This window comes from Streptomyces sp. NPDC107546 (assembly GCF_055639175.1).
Genome location: NZ_JBVKBA010000008.1, coordinates 81,818 through 107,110 on the forward strand (window position 1 = coordinate 81,818; position 25,293 = coordinate 107,110).

Here is a 25,293-nt window from a genome sequence, read left to right on the forward strand (position 1 = left end):
CCGCGCGATGTATCCACGTATCCACTCCGCGTGATTTCTCCCCAAAAGTAGCTCAACCGAGTGCGGATGCCGCCCCCTTGAACACCAGTCCGGCGCCCAGGGCGAGGACCACGAAGGCGGATCCGAGGGGCGCGGTCCTGCGCACCAGGGTGGCCGCCGGGTTCTGGGTCCAGCGCGGGCGCCGGTCCAGGAGGCGGTTCATCCCGCTGCCCAGCTTGACCACGGCGAACCCCGCCGCGGTCAGCGTCAGGGCGAGCCCGACGCCGTACGCGACGACGAGCAGCAGCCCGAACCAGGCCTGGCCGAGCGCGGCGGCCCCGACGAGGACGACGACGGCGGAGGGACTGGGGACCAGCCCGCCGGCGAAGCCGAGGAGGATCGTGCCGCGGAGGGTGGGGGCGGTGGGGTGGGTGTGGGGGATACCGCCGTGGGAGTGGGTGGGGGTGTGTGCGTGACCGTGATCCTGGCCGTGGGCGTGATGTTCGTGCTCGTGGCCGTGCTCATCGGGGCGCCCGTCGGCGTGTGCATGCGCGTGCCCGTGGTCGTGTGCGTGTCCGTGGTCGTCCGTGTGCCCGTGCCCGTGGGTCTGGCCCCGGTTGCGCCAGGCCCGGCGCACGAGGGACGCGCCCGCCAGGGTGACAAGTGCGCCGCTCGCCATCCCCAGCCAGGCGATCACCGACGGCGCCGCCGCCGAACCGGCCGTGACCAGCAGGCCGAGGGCGACCACGCCCAGGGTGTGGGTGACCGTCACCGACGCGGCCAGCGGAAGCACGTCCCGGAGCCTGGCCCGGCCCCCGCGGGCGGCCGCCGTCGCCGCCATCAGGGTCTTGCCGTGGCCCGGTGCGAGAGCGTGCATCGCGCCGAGGCCGATGGCGACGACCAGGGCGAGCGCGGCGAAACCGAGCGTGAGGTGGTGGCGGGCGACCAGGTTGTCCAGGGCGCGCGTCCAGCGGTCCGCGCCGCGCGGAAGGATCGAGGCGGCGGGCGCGTCCCGCTGGTCATCGGCCAGGGCGGGGCCTCCCGGGCGCACCCGGAGCGAGGCCTCGACGGTGTCGGCCGGTGAGGAGAGCAACTCCTTCGGATAGCTGGTCAGTTCGCGGGACGCGGACGTCTGCGGCACGTCGGACGCGGTCAGCGTCATACGGTCGCCGCGGGCGGTGATCTCGCTCCAGCCGGGCCCGGTGGCGGCGCCCGCGCTGTGGAAGCCGACGGCGAGGGTGTCGCCCTTGGGCAGCGGTGCGGTCAGCCGGCACTCCACGCGCAGGGTGTTCAGCCCCGCCTGCCCGGGCCGCAGCTGGGCGCGGCTGGTACGGACGCTCAGCGGGGCCGGGTGTCCGCCGACGGTGAGCGTGCTGCCCTCGGCGGCCTTCGCGCAGCGCTGACGGGCCCATGCGGTCAGGCCGAGCCTGGTGATGTCGGGCCTTGCCTGGGTGGCGGGGATCTCGGCGAGATCCTCGACGTGGTCGACGCGCATCTGCCCGGGCGCGGCGACCAGGCCGTCGTAGCGGTTGACGGTGAAGTTGCCGAGCGGGTGGGCGCTCGCGGCCGAGGCGGGGCCGAGGACGAGCGCGCACAGGGCCGTGAGGAAGGCCACGCCACAGGCGGCGATACGAGGGGTGTTCACCGCGTCGCCTCCAGGGCCCTGCGGGCCTCCCGCGCGCCCAGCGGGGAGAAGCCGGGGTTCAGCTTCAGCGCGGCGGTGAGGGAGGCGCGGGCCTGGTCGGTGTCACCGGTGGCGCGCTCGATCATGCCGCGGTGGTAGAGGAAGGCCGCGTTGCGGTAGCCGGTGGCCGTGGCCTGCCGGGCGTAGGCAAGGGCTTCCTGGTCGCGGCCGTTGACGTGCAGGGCCCAGGCGAGGGCGTCGGCGGTGTGCACGGTGTGGCGGCGTGCCCACTCGGCACGGGCGGCCTTCAGCGCGGCCGCGCGGTCGCCGTGGTCGGCGGCGGCGAGAGCGGTGTCGAGGTCGGCGTCGACCCCGTTGGCGCGGGCGAGGGAGACCCAGGCGTCGACGAGGGCGTACTGGTCGCGGGCCTTGGCCAGGTCACCGGACGTGCCGCGCGCCTCGTACAACTCTCCCAACTCCACGAGCGGCTGGGGCAGCGGATACCGCTCCACGACCTGCTCCATGCCGCGGACCGCGCCGGCCGTGTCGCCCTGCGCGGCCTGGGCGCGGGCGCGGCCCTCGAGGGCGGGGAGGTAGGTGTCGTCGGCGGCGAGGGCGCGGGCGTAGAAGTCGAGGGCGGTCTCGTACTGGCCCTGGTTCCAGGCGAGCTGACCGAGCGCGGTGGCGACGTACGCGGTGTCGCCGCGGGAGGTGGCCGTGCCCAGGGCCTGCTCCAGGACGCGGCGGGCGGTGCCCACGTCGCCGCGCAGTTCGTGGACGTAGGCGTAGCGGGTGAAGACGGGGACGCCCGGGTGGCGGGAGTCGGCCAGGTCGGCGGCCTTCGAGGCGTCGGCGTAGCGGCCGAGTTCGACGAGGGCGTCGATACGGGAGCACAGGGCGCGCTCGCTGTAGGGGTTCTGCCGCAGGGCCTGGTCCGCGTAGTCCAGGGCGCCGGTGAAGTCGTGCCGGGCGGCGGCGAGGGCGGCGCGGCCGGCGAGCGCGGCGTCGTTGCCGGGCCGGACCCGCAGCGAACGCTCCAGCGCGCGCTGGGCCTGCGGATAGCGGGAGGGGTCGCCCTTGGTCCGGGCCTGCTCGACGTAGGCGAGGCCGAGGGTGGCCCAGCTGCCGTAGTCGCGGGGCTGGGCTCGGAGGTGAGCCTGCAGCGCCCGGATGCCGCTGTCGAGATCGCCGCCCGCGAGCAGCTCGGGCGACACCCCGCCGGGCGTCGAGGCGACAGGCACGGTACCGCTGTCCCGCAGCACCCCGACGACCACGGCCCCGGCGGAGAGCGCGACGGCCAGGGAGGCGGCACAGACCGCGAGCTGTACACCCCGCCACCGCCGCCCGGCGGCGGAGAACCGCCGCACAGCGGCGACCCGCTCGTCGGCTGCGGCGGGGGACTCCGCCGTCCCGGCAACCTGTGCTTCGGTGGCCTCAGCCTCGGTGGCCTCAGCCTCGGTGGCCTCCGGTCCGTCGGCCGGTGGCGAAGGTGCCGTCTGTCCGCCGCCCTGCGTGTCGGCCGATGCCTGCTCCTCGGGTGCCGGCTCCGTCGTACGGGCCCTGCAGGCCTCCTCCTCCGCCTTCGGCGCGGCCGACTCGGTGACCTCGGCGCCGTCCCGGGCGGAGTCGGCCGCCGGGGTCTGAGCCGGGTCCGGGTCGTCGGCTCGTTCGTCCGGCGCGTCGGCGCCCCCGGCGCCGAAGGCACGCTCCCAGGCCTCCCTGACGGCCTCCTCGGGCCCGGTCTCCGCGGTGCGGAGCGTCGGCCTCCCGGGGGCGGCCTGCTCACGGTCGCCGTGGCCGGTCTCCGGCGCGTTGTCGTTCGTACGCGGGGACATGCCCTCTCCTCGATCTGCTGGGCGGAAAACGGGGTGGCGCGGCCCGCGCCGTGGGGGACGGGGAAGTGCGGGCCGCGCCGGTTCGGGGGACGGCGACCGGCCGTCAGTACGCGCGGTAGCGGGTGCGGCGGCGCCACCACATCAGGGCCGTGCCGATCAGCAGGACCCCCGCGACGCCACCGGCGGCGGACGTCGCGATCAGCGTGGTGTTCGTGCCGGCACCCGTCGCCTGCAGTCCGTCACCCAGCTGGTTGCGCACGTTGTTGCCGGTGCCCTTCGCCAGCGGGCCGCGCGACCCGGACGTCGGCTGGGCGAGGTACGGGAAGGAGTGCCCGAACTTCTGGTCGTTCTCGTCGACACCGTCGCCCAGGTCGTTCTTGGAACCGACCAGCTCGCCCTCCACGACCTGCAGCGCCTCGTCGATCACGTCGTCGGTGAGCCGGCGCCCGTTGGGGAAGCCCGCGTTGTCGCCGTCCAGCACGCCCAGCCGCTTCGGGCTGGCACTCGGCTTGATCGAGGTGTTGAGCCGCAGCTCCTCCGCCGGCCGCACGTACGGCGGCTGGTTGAGGCCCTTCACGCCCTTGAGGAACACGTCCACGAGGTCGTTGCGCGGCTCCGAGGGCGCCTTGATCTTGTAGATCGCCTCGATGAGCTTCGGCAGCTCCGGGTTCGTCACGTTCTTCAGGAACTGCGCGTCGTCGTACGGCGAGGACGCGTTGAACTTGTCCTTGTCCTTCTGCGGGTTGACCACCTCGTTGACAAGTGGGTTGCCCAGCCGCGAGACCTGCGACCAGTACCCGCGCGCGTCCTTGCGCTGGACCGTTCCCCAGATTCCGACGACCGGCTGGTACGACGACTCGCGGATCAGGTGGGTCGGCACCTGCAGCGCCAGGGAGTTGACGTTGTAGCCCTTGAGGGTGTCGTTGCCGACCTCCGAGAGGTTTCCGCCGTACAGCAGGTCGAAGACCCGCAGGTCCGCGAAGAACGGGTCGTCGGCCTGCCCGGCGAAGGTCGTCGCCCCGCCCGCGAGCTTGTACACCGCCTCGTCGCGCAGCTTGCCGTAGTCCGGCATCGACGCCTTGCCGACGTTCGACGGGGCGACCGGCACGCTGTCCGCGATCCTCGTCTTCGACACCAGCTTCTGCTTGTGCAGCTTGATGAGATCGATGTCGTAGGTCTGAGTGACGTTCAGATCGGGGTCCTTGAGGCTGTCGACCGGCCCCGTGTTGTAGAGGAAGGTGTTCTTGTTCTTGACGTGCGTCTTGAACGTGTAGCGGAAGACCAGATCGCTCTGCGCGTCACCGTTGTTGTCGACGTGGAGGTCGTACTGCGCGTCCTCCGCGAACGTGTAGAAGTTCGGACCGCCCGCCGGCTCCTCGAACGGGACGAAGTTCGCGATGATCGTCGTCGTGTCCGGCTTGTCCGGGCTGACGAACGCGTACAGGTCGGTGTTGTCGTACTGCGGCTGCCCCGAGATCAGCGGGGCCTCCCGGTGGGAGGAGGCGGAGGCCGCCCCCGGTTCCAGCGCGGTCACGCCGGCGGCTGCGAGCCCGCCCGCCGCCAGCGCACCACAGATGAGGGTCGCGATCCCCCTACGACCCACGCCGCTCCTGGAGATAGGTGTCATGCCGTCCGTCCTCAGTGCCAACTTGCCTGACGCACAGGGATACGGAGCGATCGCCCGGACGGCTTGGTCGGATCCCAAAAAACTTTTCCTGCCTGCTCGACCCGCGTTTCGGCCCCGCTGATCCGTATCCCTTCCGAAGGGGAGTCAGCAGCGAACGCCCAGTGGAGCGAGCATGCCGTGCACGGCGTCGGCGAGGGGGGTACGAGTGGAGGCGGACGAACTTCTGGTGCTCGTGGCCGGAGGCGACCAGAAGGCCTTCGAGGAGCTGTACGGACTGGTGTCAGGGCCGGTCTTCGGCCTGGTCCGCCGGGTCCTGCGGGATCCGGCGCAGTCGGAGGAGGTGGCGCAGGAGGTGCTGCTCGAACTGTGGCGCTCCGCCCCCAAGTTCGACCCCCGTCGCGGCAGCGCTTTGTCGTGGATCCTCACCCTCACCCACCGCCGCGCCGTCGACCGGGTGCGCAGCGCCCGCGCGGCCGGCGAACGCGAGCAGCGCGAGGCCCGGCGCGCCCACCATCCCGCCTTCGACCAGGTCGCCGAGGAGGTGGAGGCCGGCCTGGAACGCGAATGGGTGCGCCGCTGCCTGGACCGTCTCACCGCCCTGCAACGCCAGTCGGTCACGCTCGCCTACTACGACGGTTACACCTACCGTGAGGTGGCCGAGCGGCTCTCACTGCCGCTCGGCACGGTCAAGACGCGGATGCGCGACGGACTCACCCGGCTGCGCCAGTGCCTGGGAGGGGTCGCATGAGCATCCTCGGCCGACTGCTGCGCCGCGAGGACCTCCATTCCCTGGCCGCGCCCTACGCCCTGGACGCCCTCGAGCCCGCCGAACGCGTCCGCTTCGAGAGGCACCTGAAGGGCTGTGACCGCTGCGCCGCCGAGGTGCGGGACCTGTCCGAGGACGCGGTGCGGCTCGCCTGGTCGACCACGGCCCTGGCCCCGCCCGGCCTGCGCGACCGGGTCCTGAGCGCCGTACGGAACACCCCGCAGGACCCCGCGCCCGGGCAGGGAGCGTCCCGCGTCCACGAACCGCACCTGCCGCCGCATGTCTGGGGCACGGCGCCACCGCCGCCGCGCACCCGTGCGCCCCGGCTGCGCCCCCTGTTCGCCCCGCTGGTCACCGCCACGGCCGCGGCGGCCCTCGTCGTCGCAGCGCTCTTCGCCGTGCAGGCGACGCGGACGCAGGACCGACTCGACGCCGAGCGCGCCCAGGCACGTGAGATCGCACACGTTCTCGCCGCCCCGGACGCCCGTGCCACCAGCGACCGGGATGCCAGGGGCCGAGGAATCGGAGTGATCGCCTCCGCATCCCAGGGGCGCGCCGTCGTCACCCTCCGCGGACTGGGCGCACCGCCCAGCGGCCGTGTGCACCAGCTCTGGCTGATGCGCCCGGGCGTGCCACCGCGCTCCCTCGGGCTCTTCGACGGCGACACGCCCCTGGTCGCGAGCGGACTGACCAAGTCGGCGACGTCACTCGCCGTGACCGTCGAACCCGACGGAGGGTCACCGCAGCCCACCGGCCAGCCGCTTGTCCAACTCGCCCTGCACTCCATCGGTTTCGGAGGGTAGTCGTCAACGGTTCGTCAACGCCCTTATGGGGAAGGTGAATCCTGTGCCCGCGATACACGCGTGCCACGAGAGAGCGATAGGGTTACTCTGCCCGGGCCGGGTGGACTCGTACGGGTGGGGAGTGACATGGAACAGATAACAGTGCGCAGCAGGGCCAGGGTCCCTGCGATCACCTGCGGGAGCAGCGCGACCAGTTCGCGCCTCGACCGCCATCTCTCGGTGCTGGCCGGCCCCGCCGTCCCGCAGCGCGAGGCGGCCGAGGCGACCTCGCTGATGCGTGAGCTCACCGCGCGTGACGCCGCGCACGGCCGTAGCGGCAGGGGCGGACGCATGAGCGGTGTCTCGCTCTTCGCACCGCTGCGCCGGCTGCGTCGTTCGCTGTTCGGCGGGCGCTGAGCGTCACCCGCGTTCCCTCAAGGCCCGCGCTCAGGCCGTCACACCGTCCCGGCGCAGCGCTGCGATCTCCTCGTCCGTCATCCCCACGGCATGCAGCAGCGCCTCGGTGTGCTCCCCGAGCGCGGGCACGTCCCCCATCCGCGCCTCCGTACCGCCCGGCAGCGTGATCGGCGGCAGCAGCGCCCGCAGCGGCCCCACCGGTGTCCCCACCTCCCGCCACCGCTCCCGGGCCGCCAGCTGAGGGTGCTCCGCCACCTCGTACAGGTCCCTCAGGCGCGCGCAGGCGATGCCCGCGCCCTCCAGCCGGGTCATCGCCTCGTCGGCGTCCAGCGCGCCCAGGGCCTTGCCGACGAGCGCGTCCGTGCGGTCCCGGTGAGTGACCCGCGCCGCGTTCGTGGCGTACGCCGGATCGTCCGCCAGCTCCGGCTGCCCGAGCACCTGTTCGGCGAGCCGCCGCCACTCCCGGTCGTTCTGCACGGACAGCAGCACGCGCCCGCCGTCCGCCGTCGGATAGGCGTCGTAGGGCGCGATGACCGCGTGCGCGAGGCCGGTGCGCGCCGGGGGAGTGCCGTCGTGCATCGCGTGGTGCAGCGGATGCCCCATCCACTCCGCGAGTGCCTCCAGCATCGAGACCTCCACCGGCCCGCCGCGCCCGGTGGTGCCCCGCCGCACGAGCGCCGCGAGCACCCCCGAGAACGCGTACATGGCCGCCGCGATGTCGGCCGCCGGGATCCCCGCCTTGACCGGCTGCCCCGGCGTGCCGGTCACCGACACCAGTCCCGCCTCGCACTGCACGAGCATGTCGTAGGCCCGCTTGTCCGCGTACGGCCCCGACGCCCCGTATCCCGAGATGTCCACGGCGACCAGTCGTGGATGTGCGGCGCACAGTGTGGCCGCGTCCAGGCCGAGCCGGGCCGCGGCCCCCTGCGCGAGGTTCTGCACGAACACGTCCGCGTCCGCGATCAGCCGCCGTACGACGTCCAGTCCGCGCGGGTCCTTCAGATCCAGGGCGATCGACTCCTTGCCACGGTTGCACCACACGAAGTGGGAGGCGAGGCCGCGGGCGGCGGTGTCGTAGCCGCGCGCGAAGTCGCCGCCGTCGACCCGCTCGACCTTGATGACCCGGGCACCGAGATCGGCGAGCTGGCGGGTCGCGAAGGGCGCCGAGACGGCCTGTTCGACGGCGACGACGGTGATGCCCTCCAGGGGCAGCGGCAGACGGTCCATGGGCGGGATCATGACCCGTCGGCGGCGTCCTTGTCAGCAGGCGGTCACCGGGGCCGCGCGTAGCGGCGTACGGCGAGCGGCGCGAACACCGCGATCAGCACCGCGCACCAGGCGAGCGCTCCGGCGACGGGATGCGCCACCGGCCAGGCGGCATCCCGGGGTACGGGCGCGTTCCCGAACAGGTCCCGCAGGGCGGTGGTGACGGCGCTGATCGGGTTCCACTCGGCGAGGGTGCGCAGCCAGCCGGGCAGGTTGTCCGTGGGGATGTAGGCGTTGGACAGCAGCGGCAGAACGAAGGTCGCGCCGCCGAGCTGGCCGGCGGCCTCCTCGCTCCGGGTGAGCAGCCCCAGGTGGATCCCGACCCAGGTCGACGCGAACCGGAAGAGCAGCAGCAGGCCCACCGCACCCAGCGCCCCCGCCGCCGACCCCTCGACCCGCCAGCCCACGGCGAGCCCCACCAGCAGCAGCGGAACCGTCCCGGCGGCCGTGACGACGAGGTCGGCCACCGCCTGCGCGACCGGCACGGCGGCCCGGCTCACCGGCAGCGTGCGGAAGCGGTCCATCACGCCCCGGTGGGAGTCCTGGGCCGCCTGGAACATCCCGGTCATGACCCCGCCCGCGGCGGTCGCCACCAGCAGCCCCGGCACCAGGAAGCTCCGGTACTCCGCCCCGGGCGTCGCAAGGGCGCTGCCGAAGACGTACCCGAAGAACAGCAGCATCGTGATCGGCATGGTCTGGCTGAGGATCGCGAGCCCGGGGTTGTTCCGCACGCGGCGCAGCTGCCGGCCCACCATCGCGGTGCCGTCGTACATCAGCGCGGTCATGCCACCAGCTCCTTGCCGGCCGTGAGACGCAGGAAGACGTCGTCGAGAGTCGGCGGGCGCAGACTCGTGTCGAGCAGCGGCACGCCCGCCGCGTCGAGTGCGCGTACGAGGCGTGGCAGGGTGAGGGTCGGGTCGGTGGTGACGGCGCCGACGGCGCACCGGTCCTGGTCGAGCGACGGCTCCGCGCCGGTGAGGTGGTCGAGCACGCCGGCGGCCTTCGTCAGGTCGTCCCGGTCGGCCACGACGACCTCGGCGTAGGAGCCGATGAGTGCCTTGAGGTGCGCGGGCGAGCCGGTGTGCGCGATCCGGCCCCGGTCCACCAGGGCGATCTCGTCGGCCAGGTGGTCGGCCTCCTCCAGGTACTGGGTGGTCAGCAGCACGGTCGTGCCCTGCTCCTTCAGGGCGCGCACGGCCTCCCAGATGCGGTTGCGGCCTGCCGGGTCCAGACCGGTGGTGGGCTCGTCGAGGAACAGCACGTCGGGGCGGTGGACCAGGCTCGCGGCCAGGTCGAGACGGCGCCGCATGCCACCCGAGTACGTGGACACGGGCCGGTCGGCCGCCTCGGTCAGACCGAAGCGCTCAAGGAGCTCGCCGGCCCGCTCGGCCGGTCCCCGCACCCGGTGCAGACGGGCGAAGAGCCGCAGGTTCTGACGCCCGGTGAGGTCGCCGTCCAGCGACGCGTACTGCCCGGTCACGGCGATCCGCCGGCGCACGGCGTCCGGCTCCCGCAGCAGATCGTGGCCCGCGACCCGGGCCGACCCGGCGTCCGGGCGCAGCAGGGTGGTCAGCAGCCGGACGGCCGTGGTCTTGCCCGCGCCGTTGGGACCGAGCAGCCCGCAGACCGTGCCCTGTGCCACCGCGAGATCCAGTCCGCGTACGGCATGGACCTCCCCGAAGTGTTTCGCCAGCCCCTCACTAAGTACAGCGTACGTAGTAGTCATGGGTCGACCATAGCGCACTACGTACGCTGTACGTAACTAGGATGGTGGTCGAGGTGATGACCGATGGCGGGCCGAGCGGCCGAACCCGAAGTGATCTGGGCGCGCCCCGAGCGCACGGGTCGAGGTCCCAAGCCCGGGTACAGCCGGGCCGACATCGCGGCCGCCGCCGTGCGGATCGCGGACGCCGAGGGGCTGGACGCGGTCTCGATGCGGCGCGTCGCCGCGGAGCTGGGCTGCGGCACGATGTCGCTGTACAACTACGTCCCCCGCAAGGAGGACCTGTACGAGCTGATGATGGACGCCGTCAGCGGTGAGCACGAGCTGTGGGAGCCGTCGGGGGACTGGCGCGCGGACATGCTGAGGGTCGCCCACCAGACCCGTGCGCTGATGCACCGCCACCCCTGGCTGCCGAACCTGATGTCCCCGGTGTACGGGTTCAGTCCGAACGCCCTGCGCTACCTGGAACACTGCCTGGCCTGCCTGGACCCGGTCGCGGTGCCCTCCGGCACGAAGATGGAGCTGATCGCGATGATCAACGCCGTCGTGACCATGCACGCGGCGACCGAGCTGTCCACCGCCGAACGCACCCGGTCGCTGCCGTGGTCCGCTGATCAGGAGCATGCGGTGCGGACCGCTTATCTCGGGGGGCAGTTGGCGAGCGGCGCCTATCCGCGGATGGCGGCGGCCCTCACCGAGTATTCCGGGTCCGTTGACCTGGAGGCCGCGTTCGAGCGGACCCTGGGCAGGGTTCTCGACGCCTTCGATCCGGCCTGATCCAGAGGGAAGACCCTGGCGCCGCAGCACTGCCGCGGCACTAGACCAGCGCGAACTGCCCCTCCGGGCCCTCCTCGTGGTGGTCCAGCACAGAGGCCGGGCGGCGTGCCGCCTCCGGTACCGGCAGCAGCCCCGCCGCGCGCAGTTCGGTGGCCGTGATGGGCGCCGCGACGTTCAACTGCGCCTGCCGCGGCCGTACTTCCGCCAGCAGGGCCAGGACCGTGATCAGTTCCAGCAGCTCCGACGTCCAGTTCTGCGGCCAGGTCGCCGGGCGGATCGCGGTCAGCGCGCCCGGCACCCCCTGCGCCGTACGGGCCGTGAACCACTGTTCCAGCACCCGGACACCGGCCACCTCGAAGTCCCAGGCCTGCGGCGGTACCGGGGCGATGCGGCCCTCGTCGACGTGCAGGGTCTCCTCGTCACGGTCGTAGTGGAGGGTCAGGGGCCGGGAGGGAAGCGGGGCGCGGACGTAGGGGCGACGCCCGCCCGGGAGTTTCGGGCGGTCGCCGTCGCGGCGCATGAGCCACAGCATGCGGCGGCCCAGCTCGACGCCCCGGCTCCAGAGATCGGGGTCCGCGGTGAGGGGGACGGTGAGAGCGGGGCCGGGGCGCACCGTCGCGACGATCCAGGCCAGGACGTCCACAGGAGCGGGGGAGTGGCCGAGGCGGGACGTCAGGTGCTCCAGGAGGCCGGGGGCGAGGTTGGGTTCCCCGGCCCCGGGGCGGCGGTACAGCGGGCGGATGCGGCCGGGGCGGACCAGCGGCAGGAGGGACGTCGCGAGCAGGAGGGGGCCGCCCGCGTCCGTGGCCGTCTCCACGGCGAAGATCTGGTGCTCGTCCGCCACCCGCCACAGCTCCGGCCGCGCGGCGTCGATCAGTCGGTGGTCGGGGATCAGCCACTGCTCGTCGAAGGGGGCCAGCAGGACGCGTATCGGCTCCGAACAGGGTCCCGACGCGCGCGACAGCTTCTCCGTGCCGCTCGTCTGGCCGGGCAGCCGGCCGACCGCCGAGTGCAGGGTGCGCGAGCGCGTCGGCTCGAACAGAGCCTCCCGGTCGGGGCCGTCGGCCTTCATGAGGGCGTCCCAGCGGGCCTTGAGGGACGCCGCGTCGGGCGCCGAGGGCCAGGCACGGCCCGGCCGCGGGGATGCGACGGACCACGGCATGAGGTCCGCGAGCAGCGGAGCGTCGTCGTGCGTCACGCTGGGCATCGTACGACTCGCTCACGTGGCCTCGAGGGTGACCGTGAAGGAGAAACGGTCCCCCCGGTAGTGGATGACGGCCACGTCCAGTGCGCGCCCGTCGCCGTCGTAGGTCACCCCTGTGTAGTGCAGGATCGGGCTGAGCAGCGGGACTTGGAGGAGCTGGGCCGTCTCCGGGTCGGCGAGCCGGGCCTCCACGGTGTCCGTGATGCGGCTGATGTCCGCGCCCACGACGTCCCGCAGCACCTTGGTCATCGGCCAGCGAACCAGGTCGTCCAGGTCGATGCGCTCGGCCAGTTCGGGGCGTACGTAGTTGCGGGCGTGGTTGGTGGGGTCACCCGTCTTCTCGTCGCTGCGCAGCCGGTGGTACGTCGCCACCTCGGCCAGATCCGGGAAGTGCTCGGCGAGTTCGCCCGGCACCGGGCGCCCGCCGTGGTCGAGCAGTTCCGTCGTCATACCGGACTGCTGGGCCACGATCGCGTCCACCGAGCCCAGCAGCCGCACCGGGGCTCCCCTTTGCGCGCTGGGCTCGATGAACGTGCCGCGCCGGCGGTGGCGTGTGATCAGACCCTCGTCCTCCAGCTCCTTCAGCGCCTGCCGCATGGTCAGCACGCTGACCCCGTAGTGCCCCGCCAGCTGCTCCTCGGTGGGCAGGCGCAGCGGATCCCCGGGCGAGCGGCCGAGTATCGAGGCGCGCAGCGACTGCGACACCTGGTACCAGAGCGGCAGCTTGCGGTTCAGGACGATCGAGTCGGGGGCGAAGGAGGTCACGGGCCATCCGTACCGGTAGGGAGTCCTCAGCGCAAGGGCGAGCGGAAGTGGCGTTCGAGGCCCTGCCACACGTCGTCGTACCCGCGTTGCAGGTGCTCAGCCCGGGCGGCCTGCGGGGTGAGCGTCACCGGCCAGCGCGTCTCGAACATGAACGCCAGCCCGTCGTCGATCTTCTGCGGCTTGAGCTCGGCCGCGCTCGCCCTCTCGAACGTCTCGCGGTCCGGGCCGTGCGCCGACATCATGTTGTGCAGCGAGCCGCCGCCGGGCACGAAGCCCTCCGCCTTCGCGTCGTAGGCGCCCTCGACCAGGCCCATGTACTCGCTCATCACGTTCCGGTGGAAGTACGGCGGCCGGAACGTGTCCTCGCCCACCAGCCAGCGCGGCGCGAAGACCACGAAGTCCACGCCCGCCAGACCAGGGGTGTCGGACGGGGACGTGAGCACCGTGAAGATGGACGGGTCCGGGTGGTCGTACGAGATGGTCCCGAGCACATTGAAGCGGCGCAGGTCGTAGATGTACGGCACATGGTTGCCGTGCCAGGCGACGACGTCGAGCGGTGAGTGGTCGTAGGTGGCCGTCCAGAGGTCGCCGCAGAACTTGTTCACCACCTCCACCGGACCGTCGACGTCCTCGTACGCGGCCACCGGCGCCCGGAAGTCCCTCGCGTTCGCGAGGCCGTTGGCGCCGATCGGACCGAGGTCGGGGAGGCGGAAGGGCGCGCCGTAGTTCTCGCACACATAGCCGCGCGCCGACTCATCAAGCAGCTCCACACGGAAACGCACCCCGCGCGGGATCAGCGCCACATGGCCGGGCTCCCCGTGCAACATCCCGAACTCGGTGTGCAGCAGCAGCCCGCCGCGCTCCGGAACGATCAGGAGTTCGCCGTCCGCGTCGCTGAAGACCCGCTCCATGGAGGCGTTGGCGTGGTAAAGGTGCACGGCCATGCCGGTGCGCTGGGTGGCGTCGCCGTTGCCGCCGAGGGTCCACAGGCCCGCGAGGAAGTCGGTCCCCGCCGCGGGCTCCGGCAGCGGGTTCCAGCGCAGCCGGTTGGGGTCGGGCACCGCCTCGGTGAACGGGGCCGTGCGGATCGTGCCGTTGTCCGAGCGGGTGAACGCCGGGTGCGCCGCCGAGGGGCGAATCCGGTACAGCCACGAGCGGCGGTTGTGCGCCCTCGGCTCGGTGAACGCCGTACCGCTCAGCTGCTCCGCGTACAGCCCGAGTGGGGCGCGCTGCGGCGAGTTGCGGCCCTCGGGCAGGGCGCCCGGGACCGCCTCCGAGCTGTGCTCGTTGCCGAACCCGGAGAGATAGGACAGCCCCTCCGCGATCTTCCTCGCGTCCCCGCTCATCACCGCTCCCTCGTCGCTGATTCCTATGTATCACCGTAGGATTCGATGGACGGGTGCGCAAGGGGGAGGGGGTGGAGGAGAGGGGGAGAAGGAGGTGGAGGCCGAGTGCAACCGGCGGGGGACACGAGAACCCGACTTCAGGGGGATCCGGCCGTCCGGGAGGGCGCAATACGCTCTCCGGCATGTCGTGGACGCGCGGACCGCTCGTCGCGCTCGCGGTGGGCGCCCTGCTCGGCGGCGCGGCGGGCTGCGCCTCCAGCGAGGCGCACGAGCGGAAGGGTGAGGTGTCGGCCTCACCGGTGGGCAAGGTGCTGGACGACACGGACGAGGGAGGGCGGCACTACCGTGAGATCGACAGCAAGGGCGCGCCCCAGGTGGCGGTCGAGGTGCAGCCGGCCTCGGGTGGCGCCTGGGACGTGCGGCTGACGGTCCGCCACTTCCGCTTCTCCCCTCCCGGTGTGCGCCCGGTGGCCGTGGCCGGCCGCGGCACGGCCCGCCTCTACCTGGACGGCCACGCCCTCACTCGGCTGCGGACCCCCGACTACCGCCTGCCCGGCCGGCTGGTCCCGCGCGGCACACACCACGTCACGGCCCGGCTGTACGCGGACGACCAGACGGTGTGGGCGGTGCACGGCAAGCCGGTGGAGAGCACGGCGGACATCACGGTGTCCGGGACGGAGCAGACGCCGAACCCGGCGTCCGGGACGGCGCAGACGTCGAGCCCGGCGTCCGGGACGCGGGAGACGCCGAACCCGGCGTCCGGCGCGGAGGAGGAGGCGCCGAGCTCCGCGAGCACGAGATGAACTCCATGCACGCCCGATGAGTGTAAAGGCCACCGATTCCCGTACAGAGAAGCGAGGTTCACCTGCACCCGGCGGAAAGGCATGATGAAGCCCGTGCCCCAAGCGACATCGCTGCGCCGCGCGCCCGTCCAGCGCCGTAGCGCCGAACGACTGACCAGAATCCTCGACGCCTGCGCCGACCTGCTCGACGAGGTCGGTTACGACGCCCTCAGCACCCGGGCCGTGGCCCTGCGCGCGGGCGTCCCCATAGGCTCCGTCTACCGCTTCTTCGGCAACAAGCGGGCCATGGTCGACGCCCTGGCCGAACGCAACCTGGAGCGCTACACCGAGCGCGTCACGCACCGCCTGGCCGAGGCGCAGGGCGAGGGGGGCTGGCGCACCGCCATGGACGCCATGCTCGACGAGTACCTGGACATGAAGCGCACGGCGCCCGGCTTCTCCCTCGTCGACTTCGGCAACCAGATCCCGGTCGGCGCCCGTCACGCCGAACCGAACCACCGCGTCGCCGACCGCCTGACCGAACTGCTGTCGGCGTACCTCGGCCGAGAACCGGACGAGGCCCTGCGCCGCACGCTGCTGATCGCGGTGGAAACCGCGGACACCCTGGTCCACCTGGCCTTCCGGGTGTCCCCGGAGGGGGACGAGGAGATCATCGCGGAGATGCGGGAGCTGCTGCGGGCGTACCTGGGGAGGGCGCTCGACTAGTCGGGGCGTGGCGGGCTGTGGTGGGCGTCACCGTGCGGCCCGGGGGCTCCCCAGCGTGCATACCGGTCGGTATGCTCGCCCTGTTCGTGCGTCATCGCCGTCGCCGTCCCACCGGGAGGACCCGTGTCCCGCACCGCCCTGCGTATCTGCCCCCTCTGCGAGGCCACCTGCGGGCTGACGCTCACCATCGAGGACACCCGGGTCACCGGCGCGCGCGGCGACCGGGAGGACGTGTTCAGCAAGGGGTTCATCTGCCCGAAGGGCGCCTCGTTCGGGGCCGCCGACTCCGACCCGGACCGGCTGCGCGGGCCTCTGGTGCGCCGGGACGGGGAGTTGCGGGAGGCCACCTGGGAGGAGGCGTTCGACGCCGTCGCCGCCGGGCTGCGGCCGATCGTCGAACAGTACGGGCCGCACGCCGTCGGCGTCGTCCTGGGCAACCCCAACGTGCACACGGTGGCCGGCGGTCTCTACCCTCCCGTCCTGCTCGCCGGTCTCGGCACCCGCAGCGTCTTCACCGCCTCCACGCTGGACCAGATGCCCAAGCACGTCTCCAGCGGGCTGCTCTACGGCGACGCGAACGCCATTCCCGTCCCCGACCTCGACCGGACCGACCACCTGCTGCTCATCGGCGCCAACCCCCTCGAATCCAACGGCAGTCTGTGCACCGCCCCCGACTTCCCCGGCCGGCTCAAGGCCCTGAAGGCCCGCGGCGGCACCCTCACCGTGATCGACCCGCGCCGCACCCGCACCGCCCGGCTCGCCGACCGGCACGTCGCCATCCGCCCCGGCACCGACGCGCTGCTGCTCGCGGCGATGGCGCACGTCCTGTTCGAGGAAGAGCTCGTCGACCTGAAGGACCTCGCCCCGCACGTCCAGGGGGTCGACGAACTGGCTGCGGTCATAGGGGACTTCACCCCCGAGGCCGCAGCGGCGGCGTGCGACGTCGACGCCGGCACCATCCGCACCCTCGCGCGCGAGCTCGCCGCCGCCCCCACCGCCGCCGTCTACGGCCGCATCGGCAGCTGCACCGTCCCGCACGGCACCCTCGCCAGCTGGCTCGTCGACGTCCTGAACGTCCTCACCGGCAACCTCGACCGGCCCGGCGGTGCCCTCTTCCCGCTGTCGGCCACCGACAGGACCCCCCGTCCCGCCGGACGCGGCCGCGGCTTCGCGCTCGGCCGCTGGCACTCGCGGGTGCGCCGGCACCCCGAGGCCAAGGGCGAGCTGCCGATCTCCGCGCTCGCCGAGGAGATCGACACCGCCACCGACGAGGACAGCCCGGTCCGCGCCGTCATCGCCATCGCCGCCAACCCCGTGCTCTCCGCCCCGGACGGCGACCGCCTCGACAAGGCGCTCGGCTCGCTCGACTTCATGGTCAGCGTCGACCCGTACCTCAACGAGACCTCGCGCCACGCGCATGTCGTCCTGCCGCCGCCCCCGCCCTCCCAGGCGCCGCATTTCGACTTCGCCTTCAACACCCTCGCCGTGCGCAACCAGGTCCGCTACACCCGGGCCGCCGTGCCGCTGGAGCCCGGGCGCATGGCCGAGACCGAGATCCTCGCCCGGCTGATCCTGGCCGCGACGGATTGGGGCATCCCCTGCTCGAGCGGAGCCGAGAGCTCGGGAAAGCACGGCGCCGATCCGTCCGCCGTCGACGACCTCGTCATCGGCCAGACCCTCGGCAAGGCCGTCACCGAGTCCCACTCTCCCGTCCACGGCCGGGAACCGAAGGAGCTTGCCGCGCAGCTCAGCGGCGACAGCGGCCCGGAGCGGCGGCTCGACATGATGCTGCGCCTCGGCCCCTACGGCGACGGGTTCGGCGCCCGCCCCGACGGGCTCACCCTCGAGAAGCTGCTCGCCCACCCGCACGGCATCGACCTCGGCCCGCTCCAGCCCCGGCTGCCGCAGCCGCTGAAGACCGTCAGCGGCAAGGTCGAGTTGCTGCCGGAGCCCATCGCGGACGACCTGCCGCGCCTGAAACAGGCACTGAGCGAGCGCGCCGACGGGCTCGTCCTCGTCGGCCGGCGCCACCTGCGGTCCAACAACAGCTGGCTGCACAACGTGCCCGCACTCACCGGCGGCTCCAACCGCTGCACCCTGCACATCCACCCCGAGGACGCCGAGCGGCTCGGACTCCTCGACGGCGATCCCGTACAGGTCAAGGGCGCCGGGGGAGCGGTCACCGCGCCCGTGGAGATCACCGACGGCATCCGGCCCGGGGTCGTCAGCCTTCCGCACGGCTGGGGCCACGACCGGCCCGGCACCCGGATGAGCCACGCCGCCCTGGACCCCGGAGTGAACGTCAACCAGCTCCTCGACGGCAGTCTGCTCGACCCGCTGTCGGGCAACGCGGTGCTCAACGGCGTGCCCGTCGAACTCGCGCCGCTCCCCGCACCACGCTGACCTGGAATTTTGCGCTTATTGCTCGCACGTCAACTACTTGTTAACCCTTCTTTACGCGACCTAACGTCAACGCACCCCCGGCCCCCGTGGGGGTGTTCAAGGGCGAACGTTAGGTATCCACTCATGCTGACCATCCTCGGCTTCGCCATGATCGCGACCTTCCTGGTCCTGATCATGATGAAGAAGATGTCGCCGATCGCGGCGCTCGTGCTGATCCCCGCGCTGTTCTGCGTGTTCGTCGGTAAGGGCGCCCAGCTCGGTGACTACGTCATCGACGGCGTCACCGGCCTCGCTCCCACCGCGGCGATGCTGATGTTCGCGATCGTCTACTTCGGTGTGATGATCGACGTCGGTCTCTTCGACCCGATCGTGCGGGGCATCCTGCGCTTCTGCAAGGCCGACCCGCTCCGCATCGTCGTCGGCACGGCGGTCCTCGCCGCGATCGTCTCCCTCGACGGCGACGGCTCGACCACCTTCATGATCACGGTCTCGGCGATGTACCCCCTGTACAAGCGCCTGAAGATGAGCCTGGTCGTGATGACCGGTGTCGCCGCGATGGCCAACGGCGTGATGAACACCCTGCCGTGGGGCGGTCCCACCGCCCGCGCCGCGACCGCGTTGAAGCTCGACGCCAGTGACATCTTCGTGCCGATGATCCCCGCCCTCGCCGTCGGCCTGCTGGGCGTCTTCGCCCTCGCGTACGTCCTCGGCCGCCGCGAGCGCAAGCGGCTCGGCACGCTGACGTTGGACGAGGTCCTCGAGCCGCAGGAGGCCGAGACCGTGCTCGTCGGGGCGGGCGGCTCCGGCGGCGGTACCGGCAAGGGACGCACGGCCACCGGCGCCTCGGGCTCCGGCACGGACGCCGACGCTCCCGAGCCCGCCGCCGAGGACGGCTTCCAGGGCCTCGACCCGAACCGGCCCACCCTGCGCCCCAAGCTGTACTGGTTCAACGCGCTGCTCACGGTCGTCCTGCTCACCGCCATGATCATGGAGTGGCTGCCGATCCCGGTCCTGTTCCTGCTCGGCGCCGCGCTCGCGCTCACCGTCAACTTCCCGCACATGCCCGACCAGAAGGCCCGCATCGCCGCGCACGCCGAGAACGTCCTCAACGTCGCCGGCATGGTCTTCGCCGCCGCCGTCTTCACCGGCGTCCTGCAGGGCACCGGCATGGTCGAGCACATGGCCAAGTGGCTGGTGAACAACGTCCCCGACGGCATGGGCCCGCACATGGCCCTCGTCACCGGCGTGCTGAGCATCCCCCTCACGTACTTCATGTCCAACGACGGTTTCTACTTCGGCATCCTGCCGGTGCTCGCCGAGGCGGGCCAGGCGCACGGCGTGTCCAGCCTGGAGATCGCCCGGGCCTCGCTGGTCGGGCAGCCGCTGCACATGTCCAGCCCGCTGGTGCCCGCCGTCTACGTCCTCGTCGGCATGGCCAAGGTGGAGTTCGGCGACCACACGCGGTTCGTGGTCAAGTGGGCCGCGCTGACATCGCTGGTCGTCCTCGGGGCAGGGATCCTGTTCGGCATCATCTGATCACTCGTGGAGGACGTTCTCATGGGGCCCGGTGGGAACCGCGGCTGGCTGCTCCGCCTCGTCATCGCCTTCGGCTTCGCGCAGGGGGCGGTGTCGATGGCGCGGCCCGCCGTGTCCTACCGGGCTCTCGCGCTGGGCGCGGACGACCGGGCGGTCGGTGTGATCGCCGGTGTGTACGCGCTGCTGCCGCTGTTCGCCGCCGTACCACTGGGCCGCCGTACGGACCACGGCCGGTGCATGCCGCTGCTGGTGACCGGCGTGATCCTGATCTTTGGCGGCTGTGCGCTCAGCGGGGCCGCGGGCTCCCTCGCGGCGATGGCCGCGTGGAGCGGCGTGATGGGCCTCGGCCACCTGTGCTTCGTCATCGGCGCCCAGTCGATCGTGGCCCGCCAGTCGGAGCCCCACGAACAGGACCGCAACTTCGGCCACTTCACCATCGGCGCCTCCCTCGGACAACTCGTCGGCCCGATCGCGGCCGGCGCCCTGATCCACGGCCCGGACCGGGCGGCGACCAGCGCGCTCGCCCTGCTGGTGGCGGGCGCGGGCGCCGCGGTCGCGTTCACCTCGCTGTGGCACATCGAGCTCCGTACGGCCACGACGGCCCGTACCGCGCGCGGTGACCGTGTCCCCCTGCACCGCATTCTGCGCGCCCGCGGCGTACCCGCCGGCATCCTGATCAGCCTCGCCGTGCTGTCCGCCACGGACATCCTCACCGCGTACCTGCCGGTCGTCGGCGACCACCGCGGCATCGCCCCGGCGGTCGTCGGCCTGCTGCTGAGCCTTCGCGCGGCGGCCACCATCGCCTGTCGTCTCGTCCTCACGCCGCTGCTGCGACTGCTCGGCCGGACCGTCCTGCTCGCCCTGACCTGCCTGCTGGCGGCGCTGCTGTGTGCCGGGATCGCGCTGCCGGTGCCGGTGTGGGTGCTCGGCGCGATGCTCACCGTGCTCGGGTTCTGCCTGGGTGTCGGGCAGCCGCTGTCCATGACGACCGTCGTGCAGGCCGCACCCGACGACGCCCGCTCCACCGCCCTCGCCCTGCGGCTGACCGGCAACCGCCTCGGCCAGGTCGCCGCGCCCGCCGCCGCAGGACTGGTCGCCGGAGTGGCGGGCGTGGCCGCGCCGTTCGTGATGCTGGGCGCGCTGCTGCTGCTCTCCTCCGGGATCGCGCTGCGCTCGCCCGCGAGAGAACCGCACAAGGCGGACTCCTCCGTGCGGCGGGGCGCGGTGGCCGACCGGACCTGACGCCGGCTCCAGTCCGTCCCTCACGGCCGACCTGATCCGGGACACAGGCCCTACGCTGACCTCCCGGAGCCCCTGGCGCCGCAAAACTACCGGCGCTAGTTTGGGGCGCGGACGACGCTGCCCCGCCCGGGAGGAAGACGATGAAGGCACATGACGGCATGTACATCGACGGCGCCTGGCGCCCCGCCGTCGGCGCGGACACCATCGAGGTCGTGAACCCGGCCGACGAGCAGGTCATCGGCCGGGTCCCGGCGGGCACCGCCGAGGACGTCGACGACGCCGTACGCGCCGCCGGTGCCGCCTTCCCCGCCTGGGCCGCCACCGCCCCGGCCGAGCGGGCCGCCCGTCTCGCCGCCCTGCGCGACGTGCTCGTCGCCCGGAAGGACGAGATCGCCGAAACTGTGACGGCGGAGCTGGGCTCCCCGCTCCCGTTCTCGCAGAACGTGCAGGTCGGCCTGCCGATCGCGGTCGCGGGATCGTACGCCGAACTGGCCGACACGCACTCCTTCGAGGAGAGGGTCGGCAACTCCACCGTCTACCAGGAGCCGGTCGGCGTCGTCGGCGCCATCACCCCCTGGAACTACCCCCTCCACCAGATCGTCGCCAAGGTCGCCCCGGCGCTGGCGGCGGGCTGCACGGTCGTCCTCAAGCCGGCCGAGGACACCCCGCTGACCGCCCAGCTCTTCGCTCAGGCCGTCCACGAGGCGGGCGTACCGGCCGGGGTCTTCAACCTGGTCACCGGCCTCGGCCCGGTCGCGGGCCAGGCGCTCGCCGAGCACCCGGGCGTCGACCTGGTCTCCTTCACCGGCTCCACGGCGGTCGGCCGGCGGATCGGCGCCACGGCGGGAGCCGCCGTGAAGAAGGTGGCCCTGGAACTGGGCGGCAAGTCCGCGAACGTCATCCTGCCGAGCGCGGACCTCGCCAAGGCGGTCAACGTGGGCGTCGCGAACGTCATGTCCAACTCCGGCCAGACGTGCAGCGCGTGGACGCGGATGCTGGTGCACCGGGACCGGTACGAGGAGGCGGTCGAGCTCGCCGCGACGGCGGCGGCGAAGTACGGGGACCGCATCGGCCCGGTGGTGAACGCCAGGCAGCAGGCGCGGGTGCGCGGTTACATCGAGAAGGGCCTCGCGGAGGGCGCCCGCCTGGTCGCGGGCGGCCCCGAATCCCCCCGGGAACGCGGCTACTTCGTGCAGCCCACCGTCTTCGCCGACGTCACCCCCGAGATGACGATCGCGCAGGAGGAGATCTTCGGCCCCGTACTGGCGATCCTCCCCTACGAGGACGAGCAGGACGCCCTGCGGATCGCGAACGGCACGGTGTACGGGCTGGCCGGCGCGGTATGGGCCGGGGACGACGCGGAGGCGGTCGCGTTCGCGCGGCGCATGGAGACCGGGCAGGTCGACATCAACGGCGGACGCTTCAACCCCCGCGCCCCCTTCGGCGGTTACAAGCAGTCCGGGGTCGGCCGCGAGCTGGGCGCGCACGGCCTGGCCGAGTACCTGCAGACCAAGTCCCTCCAGTTCCAGGAGCGTTGAGCCAGATGGTCGTCCGTGCCGCTGTACTGCCCGCCGTCGGTGCCCCGTTGGAGGTCACCGGGATCGAGCTGCCCGAACCAGGCCCCGGCCAGGTTCGGATCCGGCTGGCGGCCGCCGGGGTCTGCCACTCCGACCTGTCCCTGTCCAACGGCACCATGCGGGTGCCGGTGCCCGCCGTCCTCGGCCACGAGGGCGCGGGCACGGTGGTGTCGGTGGGGGAGGGCGTCACCCATGTCGCCCCTGGTGACGGGGTGGTCCTCAACTGGGCGCCGTCCTGCGGGAGCTGCCACGCCTGCGCACGGGGCGAGGTGTGGCTGTGCGCCGACGCGCTCACCGGCGCCGGCGCCGTCCACGCCCGGCGCACGGACGACGGCACGGATCTGCACCCCGGTCTGAACGTCGCCGCGTTCGCGGAGGAGACCGTCGTCGCGGCGTCCTGCGTCCTCCCGGCCCCGGACGGCGTGCCGCTGACCGACGCGGCCCTGCTGGGCTGCGCCGTCCTCACCGGATACGGGGCCGTGCACCACGCGGCGAAGGTACGGCCGGGGGAGACGGTCGCGGTGTTCGGCGTCGGCGGGGTGGGACTCGCGACCCTCCAGGCGGCGCGGATCGCAGGGGCCGAGAGGATCGTCGCGGTGGACGTGTCCCCCGCGAAGGAGGAGTTGGCGCGAGGGGCGGGCGCGACGGACTTCGTGCTCGCCTCCGACACCACGCCCCGCGAGATCCGCGGCCTCACCGGCAAGCAGGGCGTCGACGTGGCGGTGGAGTGCGTGGGCCGGGCGGCCACCATCCGCGCCGCCTGGGACTGCACCCGCCGCGGCGGCCGTACGACGGTCGTGGGCATCGGCGGCAAGGACCAGCAGGTCACCTTCAACGCCCTGGAGATCTTCCACTGGGGCCGCACGCTGACGGGCTGCGTCTACGGCAACTCGAACCCGGCCGAGGACCTGCCGGTCCTGGCCGAGCACATCCGGGCGGGCCGCCTGGACCTGGGCGCGCTGGTGACGGAACGGATCGCGCTGGAGGGCATCCCGGCCGCCTTCGACAACATGCTGGCGGGCAAGGGCGGCCGGGCGTTGGTGGTGTTCTGAAGCCCTGCGTTCGCCGCCCTGCGTTCGTCCTGTGTCCTAGGACTCGGCGGCCGGTACCTGCTCGGGCGTGGTGTGCGGTTCCGGGGCCGGAGCCGGCGTGCGGGTACGCGACCGTGACACCGCCACTCCGGCCAGGCACAGCGCGCCACCCCCGAGCGTCACCGGCCCCGGCACCTCCTGGAGGAAGAGCCAGGACATCAGGACCACCAGCGCGGGCACCGCGTACGTCGTCGCGCCCATGCGGCTCGCGGTCGTACGGGCCAGGGCGTACGCCCAGGTGGTGAAGGCGAGCGCGGTAGGAAAGACCCCCAGGTACACCATGTTGAGCGTGGCGGACACCGGCGCGCGGGCCGCGTCGTGCACCAGCTGCCCGGCGAACGGCAGACAGGCGACCGCGCCCACCAGACACCCGAACGTCGTCACCTGCAGCGCGCTCGCCGCACCCAGCGCGGGCTTCTGCGCGACGACACCGGCCGCGTAGGCGCCCGCGGCGAGCAGGCACAGCACCACCCCGAGCACCGAGGAACCCCCGTCACCCGACATCGACAGGCCCACGGTCACGGCACCGGCGAACGACACCGCCATGCCCGCGAGCAGGCGCGGCGGCATGGCGTCCCCCAGCAGCCGCGCGCTCAGCAGCGCGATCAGGATCGGCCCGATGTTCACCACCAGCGCGGCGGTCCCGGCATCGACCTGCTGCTCGCCCCAGTTGAGCACGACCATGTAGAAGCCGAACCACAGCAGCCCGGATATCGCGATCCCGCGCCACGCCGCACGCGGCGGCAACCCCTCCCGCCGCAGAAGACAGATCACCCCCAGCGCCAGTGCCCCGGCCAGCAGCCGACCGAGCGCCAGCGCGCCCGGCGCGTACGCGGCGCCCGCGCTGCGGATCGAGACGAAGGCGGAGGCCCACAGCAGCACGGTGATGGTGGCCGCGCAGGCGGCCGGACGGGAGGGGGAGGCGTTCATCATTCTCCAGAGGCTAGGAGGGCAGGGGCGGTGACGCTCGCGGATTTCGGACGGGACGGCGCCGTCGGTCGGAGGGGCCGTCCGGGGGCGTGCGCTCGGCGGACGGGCCGTCGAGAGGGTGGGTCAGCCCAGCGCCGCCGCATCGACCCCCAGCAGTTCCGACAGCGCGCGCTCGCCCTCGGCGGTGACCTTCACGGCCCGCTCGGAGCCGATGCGGACGCACCATCCCGCGTCCAGGGCGTGCCGGCACAGGGCGGCTCCCGCGACCCCCGCCAGATGGGGGCGGCGCTCGGTCCAGTCGAGGCAGGCGCGGGCCAGCGGTCGGCGGCCCTTGAGGTCGAGGCGGATACCGGCGGTGCCGAACCAGGCCAGGCCCGCGTCCGTGAGGGCGAAGCCCGTGTCCTGACGCAGGAGGCCCTGTTCGGTCAGCGCGTCCGTGACGGCGATGCCGAGCCGCCCCGCGAGGTGGTCGTAGCAGGTGCGGCCGCGGGCCATCGCGGACCCGGCGCCCGCCTCCCGCAGCGTGCGCGGACGCCCGGCCCCGGTATCCGGTGCCACCTGCGCGGCGAGGTCCTCGACGAGCTGGGCGACCCGCACGTCGGCGAGCCGCACGTACCGGTGCCGTCCCTGCCGCTCCTCGGCGAGCAGCCCGCCCGCGACGAGCTTGCCCAGGTGCTCGCTCAGCGTCGAGGCGGCGACCCCGGCGTGCCGCGCCAGCTCACCGGCGGTCCACGCCCGGCCGTCGAGCAGCGCCAGCAGACAGGCGGCCCGCGTCTCGTCGGCGAGCAGCCCCGCGAGCCCGGCGAGCCCGGCCGCCCTACCGTCCTTCCTCGTCGTCATGCGTCCAGCATCGACCACGGACACTTCGGTGCCCGCCGAAGGGTCCCCCGCCTGT

At 72.9% G+C, this 25,293-nt stretch carries 22 protein-coding genes; 11 read left to right on the forward strand and 11 right to left on the reverse strand.

Annotated features, from left to right (window positions below; genetic code table 11):
• Positions 1 to 52 precede the first annotated feature (52 nt).
• The 3 genes from ACZ7L1_RS14095 to ACZ7L1_RS14105 all read right to left on the reverse strand — a co-directional run bounded on the left by ACZ7L1_RS14095 (position 53) and on the right by ACZ7L1_RS14105 (position 5,065).
• Positions 53 to 1,624 carry a HoxN/HupN/NixA family nickel/cobalt transporter gene (locus tag ACZ7L1_RS14095; RefSeq protein WP_471437066.1) on the reverse strand — a complete coding sequence of 524 codons (1,572 nt, stop codon included), beginning with the start codon at positions 1,622 to 1,624 and terminating at the stop codon, positions 53 to 55.
• Positions 1,621 to 3,438 (reverse strand): tetratricopeptide repeat protein, encoded by a 1,818-nt coding sequence (locus tag ACZ7L1_RS14100; protein ID WP_471437068.1) that lies wholly within the window; start codon positions 3,436 to 3,438, stop codon positions 1,621 to 1,623. Before ACZ7L1_RS14100 ends, ACZ7L1_RS14095 begins: the two co-directional genes overlap by 4 nt.
• Before the next feature lie 103 nt (positions 3,439 to 3,541).
• A complete protein-coding gene (locus ACZ7L1_RS14105; protein WP_471437070.1) occupies positions 3,542 to 5,065 on the reverse strand; it encodes a DUF4331 domain-containing protein in 1,524 nt (507 codons plus the stop codon).
• A gap of 205 nt (positions 5,066 to 5,270) precedes the next feature.
• On the opposite strand from ACZ7L1_RS14105, the gene ACZ7L1_RS14110 reads away from it, so the two are divergent.
• From ACZ7L1_RS14110 to ACZ7L1_RS14120, 3 genes are all read left to right on the forward strand, one after another.
• Positions 5,271 to 5,813: a sigma-70 family RNA polymerase sigma factor gene (locus ACZ7L1_RS14110; RefSeq protein ID WP_388997743.1), complete on the forward strand. Its 543-nt coding sequence runs from the start codon at positions 5,271 to 5,273 to the stop codon at positions 5,811 to 5,813.
• On the forward strand, positions 5,810 to 6,634 hold the full coding sequence (locus ACZ7L1_RS14115; protein WP_471437072.1) for an anti-sigma factor: 825 nt from the start codon (positions 5,810 to 5,812) through the stop codon (positions 6,632 to 6,634). The genes ACZ7L1_RS14110 and ACZ7L1_RS14115 overlap by 4 nt, the downstream gene beginning before the upstream one ends.
• A gap of 126 nt (positions 6,635 to 6,760) precedes the next feature.
• A complete protein-coding gene (locus ACZ7L1_RS14120; RefSeq protein ID WP_200421411.1) occupies positions 6,761 to 7,030 on the forward strand; it encodes a hypothetical protein in 270 nt (89 codons plus the stop codon).
• 30 nt (positions 7,031 to 7,060) lie between these two features.
• Here the strand turns inward: ACZ7L1_RS14120 and ACZ7L1_RS14125 are convergent, their stop codons facing one another.
• From ACZ7L1_RS14125 to ACZ7L1_RS14135, 3 genes are read right to left on the reverse strand one after another with little or no spacing between them, the layout of a single operon-like run.
• Positions 7,061 to 8,257 carry a CaiB/BaiF CoA transferase family protein gene (locus ACZ7L1_RS14125; RefSeq protein WP_471437073.1) on the reverse strand — a complete coding sequence of 399 codons (1,197 nt, stop codon included), beginning with the start codon at positions 8,255 to 8,257 and terminating at the stop codon, positions 7,061 to 7,063.
• A gap of 44 nt (positions 8,258 to 8,301) precedes the next feature.
• On the reverse strand, positions 8,302 to 9,081 hold the full coding sequence (locus ACZ7L1_RS14130) for an ABC transporter permease (protein ID WP_471437074.1): 780 nt from the start codon (positions 9,079 to 9,081) through the stop codon (positions 8,302 to 8,304).
• Complete coding sequence (locus ACZ7L1_RS14135; protein WP_471437076.1) at positions 9,078 to 10,022, reverse strand: ATP-binding cassette domain-containing protein; 945 nt, start codon at positions 10,020 to 10,022, stop codon at positions 9,078 to 9,080. Before ACZ7L1_RS14135 ends, ACZ7L1_RS14130 begins: the two co-directional genes overlap by 4 nt.
• A 63-nt stretch (positions 10,023 to 10,085) precedes the next feature.
• Between ACZ7L1_RS14135 and ACZ7L1_RS14140 the strand changes: the two genes are divergently transcribed.
• A complete protein-coding gene (locus tag ACZ7L1_RS14140; RefSeq protein WP_471437078.1) occupies positions 10,086 to 10,796 on the forward strand; it encodes a TetR/AcrR family transcriptional regulator C-terminal domain-containing protein in 711 nt (236 codons plus the stop codon).
• Positions 10,797 to 10,836: 40 nt separating this feature from the next.
• Here the strand turns inward: ACZ7L1_RS14140 and ACZ7L1_RS14145 are convergent, their stop codons facing one another.
• From ACZ7L1_RS14145 to hmgA, 3 genes are read right to left on the reverse strand one after another with little or no spacing between them, the layout of a single operon-like run.
• On the reverse strand, positions 10,837 to 12,003 hold the full coding sequence (locus tag ACZ7L1_RS14145; RefSeq protein WP_471437080.1) for a type ISP restriction/modification enzyme: 1,167 nt from the start codon (positions 12,001 to 12,003) through the stop codon (positions 10,837 to 10,839).
• Between the two features lie 12 nt (positions 12,004 to 12,015).
• Complete coding sequence (locus ACZ7L1_RS14150) at positions 12,016 to 12,765, reverse strand: GntR family transcriptional regulator (protein WP_471437082.1); 750 nt, start codon at positions 12,763 to 12,765, stop codon at positions 12,016 to 12,018.
• A gap of 26 nt (positions 12,766 to 12,791) precedes the next feature.
• Positions 12,792 to 14,111, reverse strand: a complete 1,320-nt coding sequence (gene hmgA / locus ACZ7L1_RS14155; protein WP_471437084.1) for a homogentisate 1,2-dioxygenase — start codon at positions 14,109 to 14,111, stop codon at positions 12,792 to 12,794.
• Between the two features lie 182 nt (positions 14,112 to 14,293).
• Here hmgA and ACZ7L1_RS14160 point away from each other — a divergent pair, with 182 nt between their 5' ends.
• The 7 genes from ACZ7L1_RS14160 (at position 14,294) to ACZ7L1_RS14190 (ending at position 23,429) form a co-directional block, all read left to right on the forward strand.
• The gene (locus ACZ7L1_RS14160) at positions 14,294 to 14,914 is read left to right on the forward strand and encodes a nuclear transport factor 2 family protein (protein WP_471437085.1); all 621 of its coding nucleotides are present in this window, start codon (positions 14,294 to 14,296) and stop codon (positions 14,912 to 14,914) included.
• Positions 14,915 to 14,998: 84 nt separating this feature from the next.
• Positions 14,999 to 15,619 (forward strand): TetR/AcrR family transcriptional regulator, encoded by a 621-nt coding sequence (locus tag ACZ7L1_RS14165; protein ID WP_471437396.1) that lies wholly within the window; start codon positions 14,999 to 15,001, stop codon positions 15,617 to 15,619.
• 123 nt (positions 15,620 to 15,742) lie between these two features.
• On the forward strand, positions 15,743 to 18,022 hold the full coding sequence (locus ACZ7L1_RS14170) for a molybdopterin oxidoreductase family protein (protein WP_471437087.1): 2,280 nt from the start codon (positions 15,743 to 15,745) through the stop codon (positions 18,020 to 18,022).
• Between the two features lie 123 nt (positions 18,023 to 18,145).
• Positions 18,146 to 19,558, forward strand: coding sequence for a CitMHS family transporter (locus tag ACZ7L1_RS14175; protein WP_471437089.1), 1,413 nt, complete (start codon positions 18,146 to 18,148; stop codon positions 19,556 to 19,558).
• A 21-nt stretch (positions 19,559 to 19,579) separates the two neighbouring features.
• Complete coding sequence (locus ACZ7L1_RS14180; protein ID WP_471437092.1) at positions 19,580 to 20,800, forward strand: MFS transporter; 1,221 nt, start codon at positions 19,580 to 19,582, stop codon at positions 20,798 to 20,800.
• A gap of 140 nt (positions 20,801 to 20,940) precedes the next feature.
• Entirely contained in the window at positions 20,941 to 22,338 is a 1,398-nt protein-coding gene (locus ACZ7L1_RS14185) for an aldehyde dehydrogenase family protein (RefSeq protein ID WP_471437094.1), read from the forward strand.
• Positions 22,339 to 22,343: 5 nt separating this feature from the next.
• Positions 22,344 to 23,429, forward strand: coding sequence for a Zn-dependent alcohol dehydrogenase (locus ACZ7L1_RS14190; RefSeq protein ID WP_471437398.1), 1,086 nt, complete (start codon positions 22,344 to 22,346; stop codon positions 23,427 to 23,429).
• 36 nt (positions 23,430 to 23,465) lie between these two features.
• On the opposite strand, the gene ACZ7L1_RS14195 is transcribed toward ACZ7L1_RS14190, so the two are convergent.
• Both ACZ7L1_RS14195 and ACZ7L1_RS14200 read right to left on the reverse strand, forming a co-directional pair.
• Entirely contained in the window at positions 23,466 to 24,401 is a 936-nt protein-coding gene (locus ACZ7L1_RS14195; protein WP_471437095.1) for a DMT family transporter, read from the reverse strand.
• Positions 24,402 to 24,521: 120 nt separating this feature from the next.
• Positions 24,522 to 25,238 carry an ArsR/SmtB family transcription factor gene (locus ACZ7L1_RS14200; RefSeq protein ID WP_471437097.1) on the reverse strand — a complete coding sequence of 239 codons (717 nt, stop codon included), beginning with the start codon at positions 25,236 to 25,238 and terminating at the stop codon, positions 24,522 to 24,524.
• Positions 25,239 to 25,293 lie beyond the last annotated feature (55 nt).